The sequence below is a fragment of the Bacillus sp. EU52 genome, assembly GCF_037964975.1.
Lineage (GTDB): Bacteria > Bacillota > Bacilli > Bacillales > Bacillaceae > Bacillus > Bacillus subtilis.
Map to the genome: position 1 here is coordinate 134,819 of NZ_CP150177.1, position 13,643 is coordinate 148,461.

General features: G+C 42.2%; 28 protein-coding genes and 1 pseudogene. All 29 read left to right on the forward strand.

From position 1 onward, the window contains the following. Positions 1–157: 157 nt before the first annotated feature. The 29 genes and pseudogenes from rpsJ to rpsK all read left to right on the forward strand — a co-directional run bounded on the left by rpsJ (position 158) and on the right by rpsK (position 13,547). Positions 158–466, forward strand: a complete 309-nt coding sequence (gene rpsJ, locus NSU05_RS00720) for a 30S ribosomal protein S10 (protein ID WP_003156464.1) — start codon at positions 158–160, stop codon at positions 464–466. Positions 467–505: 39 nt separating this feature from the next. Next, positions 506–1,135 (forward strand): 50S ribosomal protein L3, encoded by a 630-nt coding sequence (rplC, locus tag NSU05_RS00725; protein WP_004399671.1) that lies wholly within the window; start codon positions 506–508, stop codon positions 1,133–1,135. 27 nt (positions 1,136–1,162) lie between these two features. Continuing rightward, on the forward strand, positions 1,163–1,786 hold the full coding sequence (rplD, locus tag NSU05_RS00730; RefSeq protein WP_004399658.1) for a 50S ribosomal protein L4: 624 nt from the start codon (positions 1,163–1,165) through the stop codon (positions 1,784–1,786). Then, on the forward strand, positions 1,786–2,073 hold the full coding sequence (rplW, locus tag NSU05_RS00735; RefSeq protein WP_003156467.1) for a 50S ribosomal protein L23: 288 nt from the start codon (positions 1,786–1,788) through the stop codon (positions 2,071–2,073). Before rplD ends, rplW begins: the two co-directional genes overlap by 1 nt. Positions 2,074–2,104: 31 nt before the next feature. Next, a complete protein-coding gene (gene rplB / locus NSU05_RS00740; RefSeq protein ID WP_003225795.1) occupies positions 2,105–2,938 on the forward strand; it encodes a 50S ribosomal protein L2 in 834 nt (277 codons plus the stop codon). 57 nt (positions 2,939–2,995) lie between these two features. Further along, positions 2,996–3,274 (forward strand): 30S ribosomal protein S19, encoded by a 279-nt coding sequence (gene rpsS / locus NSU05_RS00745; RefSeq protein WP_003156472.1) that lies wholly within the window; start codon positions 2,996–2,998, stop codon positions 3,272–3,274. A gap of 16 nt (positions 3,275–3,290) precedes the next feature. Further along, entirely contained in the window at positions 3,291–3,632 is a 342-nt protein-coding gene (rplV, locus tag NSU05_RS00750) for a 50S ribosomal protein L22 (protein WP_003156475.1), read from the forward strand. 3 nt (positions 3,633–3,635) lie between these two features. Continuing rightward, positions 3,636–4,292, forward strand: coding sequence for a 30S ribosomal protein S3 (rpsC, locus tag NSU05_RS00755; protein ID WP_003242001.1), 657 nt, complete (start codon positions 3,636–3,638; stop codon positions 4,290–4,292). A gap of 1 nt (position 4,293) precedes the next feature. Beyond that, positions 4,294–4,728, forward strand: coding sequence for a 50S ribosomal protein L16 (gene rplP, locus NSU05_RS00760; protein ID WP_003225801.1), 435 nt, complete (start codon positions 4,294–4,296; stop codon positions 4,726–4,728). Next, on the forward strand, positions 4,718–4,918 hold the full coding sequence (rpmC, locus tag NSU05_RS00765) for a 50S ribosomal protein L29 (protein WP_003156482.1): 201 nt from the start codon (positions 4,718–4,720) through the stop codon (positions 4,916–4,918). The genes rplP and rpmC overlap by 11 nt, the downstream gene beginning before the upstream one ends. Positions 4,919–4,940: 22 nt before the next feature. Next, complete coding sequence (rpsQ, locus tag NSU05_RS00770) at positions 4,941–5,204, forward strand: 30S ribosomal protein S17 (RefSeq protein ID WP_003225804.1); 264 nt, start codon at positions 4,941–4,943, stop codon at positions 5,202–5,204. 40 nt (positions 5,205–5,244) lie between these two features. Continuing rightward, the gene (gene rplN / locus NSU05_RS00775) at positions 5,245–5,613 is read left to right on the forward strand and encodes a 50S ribosomal protein L14 (RefSeq protein WP_003225805.1); all 369 of its coding nucleotides are present in this window, start codon (positions 5,245–5,247) and stop codon (positions 5,611–5,613) included. 36 nt (positions 5,614–5,649) lie between these two features. Next, positions 5,650–5,961 (forward strand): 50S ribosomal protein L24, encoded by a 312-nt coding sequence (gene rplX, locus NSU05_RS00780; protein ID WP_003156486.1) that lies wholly within the window; start codon positions 5,650–5,652, stop codon positions 5,959–5,961. A 26-nt stretch (positions 5,962–5,987) separates the two neighbouring features. After that, positions 5,988–6,527, forward strand: coding sequence for a 50S ribosomal protein L5 (gene rplE, locus NSU05_RS00785; RefSeq protein WP_003225809.1), 540 nt, complete (start codon positions 5,988–5,990; stop codon positions 6,525–6,527). A 22-nt stretch (positions 6,528–6,549) separates the two neighbouring features. Beyond that, the gene (gene rpsN / locus NSU05_RS00790; protein WP_003156488.1) at positions 6,550–6,735 is read left to right on the forward strand and encodes a 30S ribosomal protein S14; all 186 of its coding nucleotides are present in this window, start codon (positions 6,550–6,552) and stop codon (positions 6,733–6,735) included. A 31-nt stretch (positions 6,736–6,766) separates the two neighbouring features. After that, positions 6,767–7,165, forward strand: coding sequence for a 30S ribosomal protein S8 (gene rpsH, locus NSU05_RS00795; RefSeq protein ID WP_003241998.1), 399 nt, complete (start codon positions 6,767–6,769; stop codon positions 7,163–7,165). Positions 7,166–7,194: 29 nt separating this feature from the next. Further along, positions 7,195–7,734: a 50S ribosomal protein L6 gene (gene rplF, locus NSU05_RS00800; RefSeq protein WP_004399690.1), complete on the forward strand. Its 540-nt coding sequence runs from the start codon at positions 7,195–7,197 to the stop codon at positions 7,732–7,734. Positions 7,735–7,766: 32 nt separating this feature from the next. Further along, complete coding sequence (rplR, locus tag NSU05_RS00805; RefSeq protein ID WP_003225816.1) at positions 7,767–8,129, forward strand: 50S ribosomal protein L18; 363 nt, start codon at positions 7,767–7,769, stop codon at positions 8,127–8,129. Positions 8,130–8,153: 24 nt separating this feature from the next. After that, a complete protein-coding gene (gene rpsE, locus NSU05_RS00810) occupies positions 8,154–8,654 on the forward strand; it encodes a 30S ribosomal protein S5 (protein WP_003328273.1) in 501 nt (166 codons plus the stop codon). A 13-nt stretch (positions 8,655–8,667) separates the two neighbouring features. Then, positions 8,668–8,847 carry a 50S ribosomal protein L30 gene (gene rpmD / locus NSU05_RS00815; RefSeq protein WP_003156497.1) on the forward strand — a complete coding sequence of 60 codons (180 nt, stop codon included), beginning with the start codon at positions 8,668–8,670 and terminating at the stop codon, positions 8,845–8,847. A gap of 30 nt (positions 8,848–8,877) precedes the next feature. Continuing rightward, on the forward strand, positions 8,878–9,318 hold the full coding sequence (rplO, locus tag NSU05_RS00820; protein WP_003225819.1) for a 50S ribosomal protein L15: 441 nt from the start codon (positions 8,878–8,880) through the stop codon (positions 9,316–9,318). A 1-nt stretch (position 9,319) separates the two neighbouring features. Further along, positions 9,320–10,615 carry a preprotein translocase subunit SecY gene (gene secY, locus NSU05_RS00825; protein ID WP_004399662.1) on the forward strand — a complete coding sequence of 432 codons (1,296 nt, stop codon included), beginning with the start codon at positions 9,320–9,322 and terminating at the stop codon, positions 10,613–10,615. A 54-nt stretch (positions 10,616–10,669) separates the two neighbouring features. Beyond that, positions 10,670–11,323 (forward strand): adenylate kinase, encoded by a 654-nt coding sequence (locus tag NSU05_RS00830; protein ID WP_003241987.1) that lies wholly within the window; start codon positions 10,670–10,672, stop codon positions 11,321–11,323. Beyond that, complete coding sequence (map, locus tag NSU05_RS00835) at positions 11,320–12,066, forward strand: type I methionyl aminopeptidase (protein ID WP_003225828.1); 747 nt, start codon at positions 11,320–11,322, stop codon at positions 12,064–12,066. Before NSU05_RS00830 ends, map begins: the two co-directional genes overlap by 4 nt. 65 nt (positions 12,067–12,131) lie before the next feature. After that, positions 12,132–12,400 (forward strand): annotated as a pseudogene (locus NSU05_RS00840) (ribosome-binding protein ybzG). Further along, positions 12,378–12,596, forward strand: coding sequence for a translation initiation factor IF-1 (gene infA / locus NSU05_RS00845; RefSeq protein WP_003156508.1), 219 nt, complete (start codon positions 12,378–12,380; stop codon positions 12,594–12,596). Before NSU05_RS00840 ends, infA begins: the two are co-directional and overlap by 23 nt. Before the next feature lie 33 nt (positions 12,597–12,629). Beyond that, positions 12,630–12,743, forward strand: coding sequence for a 50S ribosomal protein L36 (rpmJ, locus tag NSU05_RS00850; protein ID WP_003156543.1), 114 nt, complete (start codon positions 12,630–12,632; stop codon positions 12,741–12,743). 22 nt (positions 12,744–12,765) lie between these two features. Next, entirely contained in the window at positions 12,766–13,131 is a 366-nt protein-coding gene (gene rpsM, locus NSU05_RS00855; RefSeq protein WP_003235095.1) for a 30S ribosomal protein S13, read from the forward strand. Positions 13,132–13,151: 20 nt separating this feature from the next. Then, positions 13,152–13,547, forward strand: coding sequence for a 30S ribosomal protein S11 (rpsK, locus tag NSU05_RS00860; RefSeq protein WP_009966385.1), 396 nt, complete (start codon positions 13,152–13,154; stop codon positions 13,545–13,547). Positions 13,548–13,643: the final 96 nt, after the last annotated feature.

The following is a 13,643-nucleotide window of genomic DNA, read 5'->3' on the forward strand; positions in this document are numbered from 1 at the left end:
ACATGCGCCTATTCTCTGTATAATGGTGTATGTTGGTCTTTGACTGCGATGAAGTGAGAGGTTGCTGACACACCCGGCCGCTTTGCCATGGCAAGGTGTTCAGGTTTTTCTCACGGAGAACTGTCTAACGTGATGTAGGCGAAAAGGAGGGAAAATAATGGCAAAACAAAAAATTCGTATTCGTTTGAAAGCATATGATCATAGAATCCTTGATCAATCTGCAGAGAAGATTGTTGAAACGGCAAAACGTTCTGGTGCCAGCGTATCTGGTCCGATTCCGTTGCCAACTGAAAAATCAGTTTACACAATCCTTCGTGCGGTGCACAAATACAAAGATTCTCGTGAGCAATTTGAAATGCGTACACATAAACGTTTAATCGACATTGTGAACCCAACACCACAAACTGTTGATGCTCTTATGCGATTAGACTTACCATCTGGTGTCGATATCGAAATTAAACTTTAATTCTAAAATATAGAATGATCTTAATAGGAGGTGTGACGAATGACCAAAGGAATCTTAGGAAGAAAAATTGGTATGACGCAAGTATTCGCTGAGAATGGTGATCTTATTCCGGTAACTGTTATCGAGGCTGCTCCAAACGTTGTTCTTCAAAAGAAAACAGCTGAAAACGACGGTTACGAAGCAATCCAGCTTGGTTTTGACGACAAGCGTGAAAAGCTTTCTAACAAACCTGAAAAAGGGCACGTTGCAAAAGCGGAAACTGCTCCTAAGCGCTTCGTTAAAGAATTACGCGGAGTGGAAATGGATGCGTATGAAGTTGGTCAGGAAGTCAAGGTTGAAATTTTCTCTGCTGGAGAAATCGTAGATGTAACAGGAGTATCTAAAGGTAAAGGTTTCCAAGGTGCGATCAAGCGCCACGGACAATCTCGCGGACCTATGTCTCACGGTTCACGCTACCACCGTCGTCCTGGTTCAATGGGACCTGTAGATCCTAACCGTGTATTCAAAGGTAAATTATTACCTGGACGTATGGGCGGAGAGCAAATCACTGTTCAAAACCTTGAAATCGTAAAAGTTGATGCAGAACGCAATCTTCTTTTGATCAAAGGTAACGTACCTGGTGCGAAGAAATCTTTAATCACTGTTAAAAGTGCTGTTAAATCTAAATAATTCTCTTAGGAAAGGAGGAAATTGATTATGCCAAAAGTAGCATTATACAACCAAAACGGTTCTACTGCTGGTGACATCGAATTAAACGCTTCTGTATTTGGTATCGAACCAAATGAGAGTGTTGTATTCGACGCTATTCTTATGCAAAGAGCTTCCTTACGTCAAGGAACTCACAAAGTAAAAAATCGTTCTGAAGTACGCGGCGGAGGTCGTAAACCATGGCGTCAAAAAGGTACTGGACGTGCCCGTCAAGGTTCAATCCGTTCACCGCAATGGCGCGGAGGTGGTGTCGTATTCGGCCCAACACCACGCAGCTATTCTTATAAATTACCTAAAAAAGTTCGCCGCTTGGCAATCAAATCAGTATTGTCTTCTAAAGTGATCGACAACAACATCATCGTTCTTGAAGATCTTACTCTTGATACGGCTAAAACAAAAGAAATGGCAGCTATCCTTAAAGGATTATCTGTTGAGAAAAAAGCTTTAATCGTAACTGCGGATGCAAACGAAGCAGTAGCATTATCTGCTCGTAACATTCCTGGAGTTACTGTTGTTGAAGCTAACGGAATCAACGTTTTAGACGTTGTCAACCACGAGAAGCTTCTGATTACAAAAGCAGCGGTTGAAAAAGTAGAGGAGGTGCTTGCATAATGAAAGATCCTCGTGATGTTCTAAAGCGCCCCGTCATTACTGAACGTTCTGCTGATTTAATGACTGAAAAAAAATATACTTTTGAAGTTGATGTAAGAGCTAACAAAACAGAAGTGAAAGACGCGGTTGAAAGCATCTTTGGAGTGAAAGTTGATAAAGTCAACATCATGAACTACAAAGGCAAATCAAAACGTGTCGGACGCTACACTGGTATGACTAGCCGTCGCAGAAAAGCGATCGTAAAACTTACTGCAGACAGCAAAGAAATCGAAATTTTTGAAGCTTAATTATCTGTAAAAAGAAGGAGGGAAATTCAAAATGGCGATTAAAAAGTATAAACCGACCTCTAATGGACGTCGTGGCATGACAACTTCAGATTTTGCTGAAATCACGACTGACAAGCCGGAAAAATCCTTGCTTGCTCCCCTTCACAAAAAAGGCGGACGTAACAACCAAGGTAAATTGACTGTACGTCACCAAGGTGGCGGACATAAACGCCAATACCGTGTTATCGACTTCAAACGCGATAAAGATGGTATACCTGGACGCGTTGCTACAGTTGAATACGATCCAAACCGTTCAGCTAACATCGCTCTAATCAACTATGCAGACGGAGAAAAACGTTACATTCTTGCTCCTAAAGGAATTCAAGTAGGTACTGAAATCATGTCAGGTCCTGAAGCTGACATTAAAGTAGGTAATGCACTTCCACTTATCAACATCCCTGTTGGTACAGTTGTGCATAACATTGAATTAAAACCTGGTAAAGGCGGACAGCTTGTACGTTCGGCTGGTACATCTGCTCAGGTTCTTGGTAAAGAAGGTAAATACGTTCTTGTACGTCTTAACTCTGGTGAAGTTCGCATGATCCTTTCTGCTTGCCGTGCTTCTATCGGTCAAGTAGGTAACGAACAGCACGAACTTATCAACATTGGTAAAGCTGGACGTTCTCGCTGGAAAGGCATCCGTCCTACAGTTCGTGGTTCTGTAATGAACCCTAACGATCACCCACACGGTGGTGGTGAAGGACGTGCGCCAATCGGACGTAAATCACCAATGTCTCCATGGGGCAAACCAACTCTTGGATTCAAGACTCGTAAGAAAAAGAACAAATCCGATAAATTTATCGTACGTCGTCGTAAAAATAAATAACGGGGTTGTCTACGGTTCTTTTCGGACCGTAGTGCAATCACGAAGGGAGGTTCCAAAATGGCTCGCAGCTTAAAAAAAGGACCATTTGTCGATGGACACTTGATGACTAAAATCGAGAAATTAAATGAAACAGACAAGAAACAAGTCGTAAAAACTTGGTCTCGTCGTTCTACTATTTTCCCACAGTTTATTGGTCACACAATCGCAGTCTATGACGGACGTAAACACGTGCCTGTATTCATCTCTGAAGATATGGTAGGGCACAAGTTGGGTGAATTCGCTCCAACTCGTACGTACAAAGGTCATGCTAGTGATGACAAAAAAACAAGACGCTAAGAGAGGAGGCTTTTAAATGCAAGCTAAAGCTGTTGCAAGAACAGTCCGTATTGCTCCTCGTAAAGCACGTCTAGTAATGGACCTGATTCGAGGCAAGCAAGTAGGTGAGGCAGTATCAATCTTGAACCTTACACCAAGAGCTGCTTCTCCAATTATCGAGAAAGTATTAAAATCCGCTATTGCAAATGCTGAGCATAACTATGAAATGGACGCTAACAACCTGGTTATTTCTCAAGCATTCGTTGACGAAGGCCCTACGTTAAAAAGATTTCGCCCACGTGCTATGGGACGTGCGAGCCAAATCAACAAACGTACGAGCCACATTACAATCGTTGTATCAGAAAAGAAGGAGGGATAAGTAGTGGGTCAAAAGGTAAATCCAGTCGGTCTTCGTATCGGAGTCATTCGTGATTGGGAATCTAAGTGGTACGCTGGTAAAGATTACGCTGACTTCCTGCACGAAGATTTAAAAATTCGTGAATACATTAGCAAACGCCTTTCTGACGCTTCTGTTTCTAAAGTAGAAATTGAGCGTGCAGCAAACCGCGTTAACATTACGATCCACACAGCTAAGCCTGGTATGGTTATCGGTAAAGGCGGTTCTGAAGTCGAAGCACTTCGCAAAGCCCTTAACAGCCTTACTGGCAAGCGTGTACACATTAACATTCTTGAAATCAAAAGAGCAGATCTTGATGCACAGCTAGTTGCTGACAACATCGCTCGTCAATTAGAAAACCGTGTTTCTTTCCGCCGTGCGCAGAAACAACAAATCCAACGTACTATGCGTGCTGGAGCACAAGGTGTGAAAACAATGGTTTCTGGTCGTCTTGGCGGTGCAGATATCGCTCGTTCTGAATACTACAGTGAAGGAACTGTTCCATTGCACACATTGCGTGCGGACATTGACTATGCAACATCTGAAGCTGATACTACTTACGGTAAGCTTGGTGTAAAAGTCTGGATCTATCGTGGAGAGGTTCTTCCTACTAAGAAGAAAACTGAGGAAGGAGGAAAATAATATGTTATTACCAAAACGCGTTAAATATCGCAGAGAGCATCGCGGAAAAATGCGTGGCCGTGCGAAAGGCGGTACTGAAGTACATTTCGGAGAATTCGGTATCCAAGCTCTTGAAGCTTCTTGGATTACTAACCGTCAAATCGAAGCTGCACGTATTGCGATGACTCGTTACATGAAACGTGGCGGTAAAGTTTGGATCAAAATTTTCCCTTCTAAACCTTACACTGCTAAACCACTTGAGGTACGTATGGGATCCGGTAAAGGGGCTCCAGAAGGTTGGGTAGCTGTTGTAAAACCGGGCAAAGTTTTATTTGAAATTTCTGGTGTGTCTGAAGAGGTTGCTCGTGAAGCGCTTCGCCTTGCATCTCACAAATTGCCAATTAAAACGAAGTTCGTAAAACGTGAAGAAATTGGTGGTGAATCAAATGAAAGCTAATGAAATTCGTGACCTTACCACTGCTGAAATTGAACAAAAAGTAAAGTCTCTTAAAGAAGAACTTTTCAATCTTCGCTTTCAATTAGCGACAGGACAACTTGAAAATACTGCTCGCATTCGTGAAGTGCGCAAAGCTATCGCGCGCATGAAAACTGTGATTCGTGAAAGAGAAATTGCTGCTAATAAATAATCACTGAGGGGAGGTCGTGAGCATGAGCGAACGTAACCAACGCAAAGTTTACCAAGGCCGTGTTGTTTCTGACAAAATGGATAAAACCATTACTGTTGTTGTTGAGACATACAAAAAACATACACTTTACGGTAAACGCGTAAAATACTCAAAAAAATTCAAAGCACATGATGAAAATAATCAAGCTAAAATCGGTGACATCGTTAAGATCATGGAAACTCGTCCATTGTCTGCAACTAAGCGTTTCCGTCTAGTTGAAGTTGTCGAAGAAGCTGTTATTATCTAATAAAGTTCGGAATTCTTTTTCCGAAGGGAGGTAACAAATAATGATTCAACAAGAGACTCGTTTAAAAGTAGCTGACAACTCTGGCGCACGTGAAGTACTTACTATTAAAGTTCTTGGTGGTTCTGGACGTAAAACAGCTAACATTGGTGATGTAATTGTTTGCACTGTTAAACAAGCAACACCAGGAGGCGTTGTCAAAAAAGGTGAAGTCGTAAAAGCTGTTATCGTTCGCACTAAAAGCGGAGCGCGCAGAAGTGACGGTTCATACATCAGCTTCGATGAGAATGCATGTGTTATCATCCGTGACGACAAGAGCCCACGCGGAACTCGTATCTTCGGACCAGTTGCTCGTGAATTGCGTGAAAACAACTTTATGAAAATTGTTTCTCTAGCTCCAGAAGTTATCTAATGAAATAAATGCCTTACTCAAGGAGGTGCGATCAGGATGCATGTAAAAAAAGGCGATAAAGTTATGGTTATCTCTGGTAAAGATAAAGGCAAACAAGGAACAATCCTTGCTGCTTTCCCTAAAAAGGACCGCGTTTTAGTTGAAGGTGTTAACATGGTAAAGAAACACTCTAAACCAACTCAAGCTAACCCTCAAGGCGGTATTTCTAATCAAGAGGCGCCAATTCATGTATCAAACGTTATGCCGCTCGATCCTAAAACAGGTGAAGTGACTCGCGTAGGATACAAAGTGGAAGATGGCAAAAAAGTTCGTGTAGCAAAAAAATCTGGGCAAGTTCTAGATAAATAGTATTAAAAGGAAGGGAGGTCTATCTCATGAACCGCCTTAAAGAAAAGTACAATAAAGAAATTGCACCTGCTTTAATGACTAAGTTCAACTACGATTCAGTCATGCAAGTGCCTAAAATCGAAAAAATCGTAATCAACATGGGTGTTGGTGACGCTGTTCAAAACGCCAAAGCAATCGACAGTGCTGTTGAAGAATTAACGTTTATCGCAGGTCAAAAACCTGTCGTTACTCGTGCGAAGAAATCAATTGCTGGATTCCGTCTTCGTGAGGGAATGCCTATCGGTGCGAAAGTAACTCTTCGCGGAGAGCGCATGTATGATTTCCTTGATAAACTTATTTCTGTATCTTTACCGCGTGTACGTGACTTCCGCGGGGTTTCTAAAAAATCTTTCGACGGTCGCGGTAACTACACACTTGGTATCAAAGAACAGTTAATCTTCCCTGAAATTGACTACGATAAAGTAACAAAGGTTCGCGGAATGGACATCGTTATCGTAACAACAGCTAATACTGACGAAGAAGCTCGTGAGCTATTAACTCAAGTAGGTATGCCGTTCCAGAAATAATCAATGAAAGGGAGGCGAAATCGTGGCTAAAAAGTCTATGATTGCGAAACAACAACGTACACCAAAGTTTAAAGTACAAGAGTACACACGCTGTGAACGCTGCGGACGTCCGCATTCAGTCATTCGTAAATTTAAACTTTGCCGTATTTGTTTCCGTGAGCTTGCATATAAAGGACAAATTCCTGGCGTGAAAAAAGCCAGCTGGTAATCCCCAAGAAAGGGAAGGAGGTAATTATATAATGGTTATGACAGATCCAATTGCAGATATGCTAACTCGTATTCGCAATGCAAACATGGTACGTCATGAGAAGCTTGAAATTCCTGCTTCTAAATTGAAAAGAGAAATTGCTGAAATTTTAAAGCGTGAAGGTTTCATTCGTGACGTTGAGTTCGTAGAAGACAGCAAACAAGGTATCATCCGCGTTTTCTTGAAATACGGACAAAACAACGAGCGCGTTATCACTGGTCTTAAAAGAATCAGCAAGCCTGGTTTGCGTGTTTATGCTAAATCTAATGAAGTACCCCGCGTACTTAACGGTCTTGGAATCGCGATTATTTCTACATCACAAGGTGTTTTAACGGACAAAGAAGCCCGTGCAAAACAAGCTGGTGGAGAAGTTCTAGCATACGTTTGGTAAGAAGTTTAACATGAATGGAGGTGTTTGGTATGTCTCGTGTAGGTAAGAAGCTACTTGAGATTCCTTCTGATGTTACAGTAACGTTAAATGATAACAACACTGTAGCTGTGAAAGGACCAAAAGGAGAATTAACTCGTACGTTTCACCCTGATATGGAGATTAAAGTAGAGGACAATGTGCTTACAGTCGCTCGTCCTTCTGATCAAAAAGAGCACCGTGCCCTGCATGGTACGACTCGCAGTCTGCTTGGCAACATGGTTGAAGGTGTATCTAAAGGATTTGAAAGAGGTTTGGAATTAGTCGGTGTCGGTTACCGTGCTTCTAAATCCGGAAATAAACTTGTTTTAAACGTTGGATACTCTCATCCTGTTGAGATCGTTCCTGAAGAAGGCATCGAAATCGAAGTTCCTTCTCAAACAAAAGTAGTTGTAAAAGGTACAGACAAAGAACGCGTAGGAGCTATTGCTGCTAACATCCGCGCTGTACGTTCTCCAGAGCCTTACAAAGGTAAAGGAATCCGCTACGAAGGTGAAGTTGTTCGCCGTAAAGAAGGTAAATCTGCTAAGTAAGATCGCTTAAAGTGAAGAAAGGAGTGACCTAGATGATTACGAAAACTAGCAAAAATGCTGCTCGTCTTAAAAGACACGCTCGTGTTCGCGCTAAACTTTCCGGTACTGCTGAAAGACCGCGCCTGAACGTTTTCCGTTCTAACAAGCACATTTACGCTCAAATCATCGATGATGTAAATGGTGTAACACTTGCTAGTGCATCTACTCTCGATAAAGACTTGAACGTTGAAAGCACTGGAGATACTTCTGCTGCTACTAAAGTTGGAGAATTAGTTGCAAAACGCGCTGCTGAAAAAGGCATTTCTGACGTAGTATTTGACCGTGGCGGATACTTATACCATGGACGTGTAAAAGCTTTGGCTGATGCCGCTCGTGAAGCTGGACTTAAATTTTAATAAAAGAAGGAGGGACACATGATTATGCGTCGTATTGACCCAAGCAAATTAGAGTTAGAAGAACGCTTAGTTACGGTTAACCGCGTAGCGAAAGTTGTTAAAGGTGGTCGTCGTTTCCGCTTCGCAGCTCTAGTCGTTGTCGGTGACAAAAACGGACACGTAGGATTCGGTACTGGTAAAGCACAAGAAGTACCAGAAGCGATCCGCAAAGCTGTTGAAGATGCGAAAAAGAATTTGATTGAAGTACCAATGGTTGGAACTACAATTCCACACGAAATCATCGGACGTTTCGGTGCAGGTAACATCTTGTTAAAACCTGCTTCTGAAGGTACTGGAGTTATCGCTGGAGGCCCTGTACGTGCGGTACTTGAGCTAGCTGGTGTAGCTGATATCCTTTCTAAGTCTTTAGGTTCTAACACACCGATCAACATGATTCGTGCAACACTTCAAGGTTTAAGTGAACTTAAACGTGCTGAAGACGTTGCGAAGCTTCGTGGAAAATCTGTAGAAGAACTGTTAGGATAAGGAGGGAACATTAATGGCTAAATTAGAAATTACCCTCAAACGAAGTGTAATCGGTCGCCCGGAAGACCAACGCGTTACTGTAAGAACACTTGGTTTAAAGAAAACAAACCAAACTGTTGTTCATGAAGACAACGCTGCGATCCGTGGTATGATTAATAAAGTATCTCATTTAGTTTCTGTTAAAGAACAATAAAAATATTTGATCGGATAAGGAGGTGTCCTAATGAAACTTCATGAATTAAAACCTTCAGAAGGTTCACGCAAAACGCGTAATCGCGTAGGTCGTGGTATTGGTTCTGGCAACGGTAAAACAGCTGGTAAAGGTCACAAAGGTCAAAACGCTCGTTCTGGCGGCGGTGTACGCCCTGGATTCGAGGGGGGACAAATGCCTTTATTCCAACGTCTTCCTAAACGCGGTTTCACTAACATCAACCGCAAGGAATACGCTGTAGTCAACCTAGACAAATTGAACGGTTTTGCAGAAGGAACGGAAGTCACTCCTGAACTTCTTCTAGAGACTGGTGTTATTAGCAAACTTAATGCAGGAGTAAAGATTCTTGGCAACGGTAAATTAGAGAAAAAATTAACTGTAAAAGCCAATAAATTCTCTGCTTCTGCGAAAGAAGCTGTTGAAGCTGCTGGCGGTACAGCTGAGGTGATCTAACTTGTTTAAAACAATCTCCAACTTTATGCGTGTGAGTGATATCAGGAATAAAATCATATTCACTTTACTCATGCTTATCGTCTTTCGCATAGGTGCGTTTATTCCTGTGCCTTACGTTAACGCTGAAGCGTTACAGGCACAGTCTCAAATGGGTGTTTTTGATCTCCTTAATACATTTGGCGGCGGTGCGCTTTACCAATTTTCCATTTTCGCAATGGGAATTACTCCTTATATCACGGCTTCGATCATCATTCAGCTGCTTCAGATGGATGTGGTACCGAAGTTTACCGAGTGGTCTAAGCAAGGTGAAGTTGGCCGCCGTAAATTAGCTCAGTTCACAAGGTACTTTACGATTGTGCTTGGTTTCATCCAAGCGTTAGGTATGTCATATGGATTCAACAATCTGGCAAACGGTATGCTGATCGAAAAATCCGGTGTATCGACATATCTTATCATTGCTTTAGTGCTCACTGGCGGAACTGCCTTTTTAATGTGGCTTGGGGAACAAATTACTTCTCATGGAGTAGGCAACGGAATATCGATCATTATCTTCGCGGGGATTGTGTCTAGTATTCCAAAAACAATTGGGCAAATATATGAGACTCAATTTGTCGGCAGCAACGATCAGTTGTTTATTCATATTGTGAAAGTCGCACTTCTTGTGATTGCGATTTTAGCAGTTATTGTTGGAGTTATTTTCATTCAGCAAGCCGTACGGAAAATTGCGATTCAATATGCTAAAGGCACAGGTCGTTCACCTGCTGGCGGAGGTCAGTCTACACACCTTCCATTGAAAGTGAATCCTGCAGGGGTTATTCCGGTAATCTTTGCGGTTGCGTTTTTGATAACGCCGCGGACAATCGCGTCATTCTTTGGAACAAACGATGTGACAAAGTGGATTCAAAACAACTTTGATAATACGCATCCGGTGGGTATGGCGATATATGTTGCGTTGATTATTGCCTTTACGTACTTTTATGCTTTTGTACAGGTAAACCCTGAACAAATGGCTGATAACCTTAAAAAACAGGGTGGCTATATCCCGGGGGTTCGTCCAGGGAAAATGACTCAAGATAGAATTACGAGCATTTTGTATCGACTTACGTTTGTGGGTTCTATATTCTTAGCCGTGATTTCCATTCTTCCTATCTTTTTCATTCAATTCGCTGGATTGCCTCAAAGTGCACAAATTGGCGGAACATCTTTGTTAATTGTTGTCGGGGTAGCCTTGGAGACAATGAAACAACTAGAAAGCCAGTTGGTGAAACGAAACTACCGTGGATTTATGAAAAACTAGAGGAAATGGATTTATCCATTCCCTCTTAATAAAGAGAGGACGGGGGAAATCCGAATGAACTTAGTCTTAATGGGGCTTCCTGGTGCCGGTAAAGGCACACAGGGCGAACGAATTGTTGAGGATTATGGGATTCCTCATATCTCAACAGGAGATATGTTCCGTGCTGCTATGAAAGAAGAAACACCACTCGGACTCGAAGCAAAATCTTATATTGATAAGGGAGAGCTCGTACCTGACGAAGTCACAATCGGAATTGTAAAAGAGAGACTTGGCAAAGATGATTGTGAAAGAGGTTTTCTTCTGGACGGATTTCCGCGAACAGTCGCTCAAGCCGAAGCTCTTGAAGAAATTCTTGAGGAATACGGCAAGCCGATTGATTATGTCATTAACATTGAAGTCGACAAAGACGCTCTTATGGAACGTCTGACTGGACGCAGAATTTGCAGTGTTTGCGGCACAACCTATCATTTAGTCTTTAATCCGCCGAAAACGCCGGGTATTTGTGATAAAGACGGAGGCGAACTCTATCAACGGGCAGATGATAATGAGGAAACAGTCTCTAAACGGCTTGAGGTAAACATGAAGCAAACTCAGCCTTTACTCGATTTCTATTCAGAGAAAGGTTATCTTGCAAACGTGAATGGCCAGCAGGACATTCAAGACGTTTATGCAGATGTGAAGGATCTTCTTGGAGGATTAAAAAAATGATTATCTGTAAAACCCCACGTGAACTTGGTATCATGCGGGAAGCAGGGCGAATCGTGGCTTTAACTCATGAAGAGTTAAAAAAGCACATTAAACCAGGAATCTCGACAAAAGAATTGGATCAAATTGCCGAACGTTTTATTAAGAAGCAGGGTGCAATCCCATCTTTTAAGGGGTATAATGGGTTTCGCGGGAGCATTTGCGTATCAGTTAATGAAGAACTCGTTCACGGCATACCTGGCAGCAGGGTGCTGAAGGACGGTGACATCATCAGTATTGATATCGGTGCTAAATTAAATGGTTATCATGGTGACTCTGCATGGACATATCCGGTAGGAAACATCAGCGATGATGACAAAAAACTTCTGGAAGTGACAGAGGAGTCTTTATATAAAGGCTTGCAGGAAGCAAAACCAGGTGAACGTTTGTCGAATATTTCCCACGCAATACAAACGTATGTCGAAAATGAGCAGTTTTCAGTTGTTAGGGAGTATGTCGGACATGGTGTTGGTCAAGACTTGCATGAGGACCCGCAAATTCCTCATTACGGTCCGCCCAACAAAGGACCACGGCTTAAACCTGGCATGGTTCTCGCTATTGAACCTATGGTGAACGCTGGCAGCCGCTACGTGAAAACATTGGCTGATAACTGGACGGTTGTAACGGTAGATGGGAAAAAGTGTGCTCATTTTGAACATACGATTGCGATTACGGAAACGGGTTTTGATATACTGACGAGAGTCTAGATGATGAAAATAATTCCGAAGACAGATGTTTTTCAAGCTTGATAGGGCAGAAAGCTTGGGTGAACATTGGCAAGACCGAATTCATCTTGCTGCTTGTCGTTGGAATTTTAACCATCATCAATGTACTAACAGCAGACGGAGAAAAGCGTACATTTCATTCTCCTAAGAAAAAGAATATCAATCATTTAACCCTTTATGATTGCGTATCTCCGGAAGTTCAGAACAGTATAAACGAAACAGGGCGTGTGACAAACTTCTTTTGAAATTTGTCAGAAAGCAAGTTACTGATTTGAAGAAGGGAGAACACTTGAATGGCGAAAGACGATGTAATTGAAGTGGAAGGTACTATAGTCGAAACACTGCCAAACGCGATGTTCAAAGTTGAACTTGAAAATGGCCACACTGTTTTGGCTCATGTATCTGGTAAAATCCGCATGCACTTCATTCGCATTTTACCTGGAGACAAAGTTACGGTAGAATTATCTCCATATGACTTAACTCGTGGCAGGATTACGTACCGTTACAAATAAAGCACTCCGGAAACTGAAGGAGGTTGGAAACACATGAAAGTGAGACCATCAGTTAAACCAATCTGCGAAAAATGTAAAGTTATTCGCAGAAAAGGAAAAGTAATGGTGATCTGTGAAAATCCAAAGCATAAACAAAAACAAGGATAATTTATAAGGAGGTGCCCAGAGAATGGCTCGTATTGCTGGTGTAGATATCCCACGTGACAAACGTGTTGTTATTTCTTTAACATACATCTTCGGAATTGGCCGCACAACGGCTCAGCAAGTTTTAAAAGAAGCTGGAGTTTCAGAAGATACTCGTGTGCGCGATCTTACTGAAGAAGAACTTGGTAAAATCCGTGATATTATTGACAAACTGAAAGTAGAAGGTGACCTTCGCCGTGAAGTTTCTCTTAATATCAAACGTCTGATCGAAATCGGAAGCTACCGCGGAATCCGTCATCGCAGAGGATTACCTGTTCGCGGACAAAACTCTAAAAACAACGCGCGTACTCGTAAAGGTCCGCGTCGTACTGTAGCTAACAAGAAAAAATAAGTAAGGGAGGTTCTTAAACAATGGCTGCTGCTCGTAAATCTAACACGCGTAAACGTCGCGTGAAAAAGAATATTGAGTCTGGAATTGCTCATATTCGTTCAACTTTCAATAACACGATCGTTACGATCACTGACACTCATGGTAATGCTATTTCTTGGTCTAGTGCCGGAGCTTTAGGATTCAGAGGTTCTCGTAAATCTACTCCTTTTGCTGCGCAAATGGCTGCAGAAACAGCTGCTAAAGGTTCAATCGAACATGGTCTTAAAACTCTAGAGGTTACTGTTAAAGGACCTGGTTCAGGCCGTGAAGCTGCAATCCGTGCACTTCAAGCTGCTGGACTAGAAGTCACTGCTATCAGAGACGTAACTCCTGTTCCTCATAACGGATGCCGTCCACCAAAACGTCGCCGCGTGTAATTTGTTTGTATAGATTTTGTGTCCCTGTCAATAATGGGTTATGATACAGTTATTTATGAAACGAATGCACCGACTCGTTGCCTGAGCACATACGGG

Bases quoted from the DNA above. Each gene is read 5' to 3' on its own strand.
- rpmJ (WP_003156543.1), top strand. From the start codon at position 12,630: ATGAAAGTGAGACCATCAGTTAAACCAATCTGCGAAAAATGTAAAGTT.
- rplB (WP_003225795.1), top strand. From the start codon at position 2,105: ATGGCGATTAAAAAGTATAAACCGACCTCTAATGGACGTCGTGGCATG.
- rplN (WP_003225805.1), top strand. From the start codon at position 5,245: ATGATTCAACAAGAGACTCGTTTAAAAGTAGCTGACAACTCTGGCGCA.
- rplW (WP_003156467.1), top strand. From the start codon at position 1,786: ATGAAAGATCCTCGTGATGTTCTAAAGCGCCCCGTCATTACTGAACGT.
- infA (WP_003156508.1), top strand. From the start codon at position 12,378: ATGGCGAAAGACGATGTAATTGAAGTGGAAGGTACTATAGTCGAAACA.
- rpsH (WP_003241998.1), top strand. From the start codon at position 6,767: ATGGTTATGACAGATCCAATTGCAGATATGCTAACTCGTATTCGCAAT.
- rpsE (WP_003328273.1), top strand. From the start codon at position 8,154: ATGCGTCGTATTGACCCAAGCAAATTAGAGTTAGAAGAACGCTTAGTT.
- NSU05_RS00830 (WP_003241987.1), top strand. From the start codon at position 10,670: ATGAACTTAGTCTTAATGGGGCTTCCTGGTGCCGGTAAAGGCACACAG.
- rpsQ (WP_003225804.1), top strand. From the start codon at position 4,941: ATGAGCGAACGTAACCAACGCAAAGTTTACCAAGGCCGTGTTGTTTCT.
- rplC (WP_004399671.1), top strand. From the start codon at position 506: ATGACCAAAGGAATCTTAGGAAGAAAAATTGGTATGACGCAAGTATTC.
- rplV (WP_003156475.1), top strand. From the start codon at position 3,291: ATGCAAGCTAAAGCTGTTGCAAGAACAGTCCGTATTGCTCCTCGTAAA.
- rplR (WP_003225816.1), top strand. From the start codon at position 7,767: ATGATTACGAAAACTAGCAAAAATGCTGCTCGTCTTAAAAGACACGCT.
- map (WP_003225828.1), top strand. From the start codon at position 11,320: ATGATTATCTGTAAAACCCCACGTGAACTTGGTATCATGCGGGAAGCA.
- rplD (WP_004399658.1), top strand. From the start codon at position 1,163: ATGCCAAAAGTAGCATTATACAACCAAAACGGTTCTACTGCTGGTGAC.
- rpmC (WP_003156482.1), top strand. From the start codon at position 4,718: ATGAAAGCTAATGAAATTCGTGACCTTACCACTGCTGAAATTGAACAA.
- rplE (WP_003225809.1), top strand. From the start codon at position 5,988: ATGAACCGCCTTAAAGAAAAGTACAATAAAGAAATTGCACCTGCTTTA.
- rpsK (WP_009966385.1), top strand. From the start codon at position 13,152: ATGGCTGCTGCTCGTAAATCTAACACGCGTAAACGTCGCGTGAAAAAG.
- rplX (WP_003156486.1), top strand. From the start codon at position 5,650: ATGCATGTAAAAAAAGGCGATAAAGTTATGGTTATCTCTGGTAAAGAT.
- rpsJ (WP_003156464.1), top strand. From the start codon at position 158: ATGGCAAAACAAAAAATTCGTATTCGTTTGAAAGCATATGATCATAGA.
- rplO (WP_003225819.1), top strand. From the start codon at position 8,878: ATGAAACTTCATGAATTAAAACCTTCAGAAGGTTCACGCAAAACGCGT.
- rpmD (WP_003156497.1), top strand. From the start codon at position 8,668: ATGGCTAAATTAGAAATTACCCTCAAACGAAGTGTAATCGGTCGCCCG.
- rpsS (WP_003156472.1), top strand. From the start codon at position 2,996: ATGGCTCGCAGCTTAAAAAAAGGACCATTTGTCGATGGACACTTGATG.
- rpsM (WP_003235095.1), top strand. From the start codon at position 12,766: ATGGCTCGTATTGCTGGTGTAGATATCCCACGTGACAAACGTGTTGTT.
- rplF (WP_004399690.1), top strand. From the start codon at position 7,195: ATGTCTCGTGTAGGTAAGAAGCTACTTGAGATTCCTTCTGATGTTACA.
- rplP (WP_003225801.1), top strand. From the start codon at position 4,294: ATGTTATTACCAAAACGCGTTAAATATCGCAGAGAGCATCGCGGAAAA.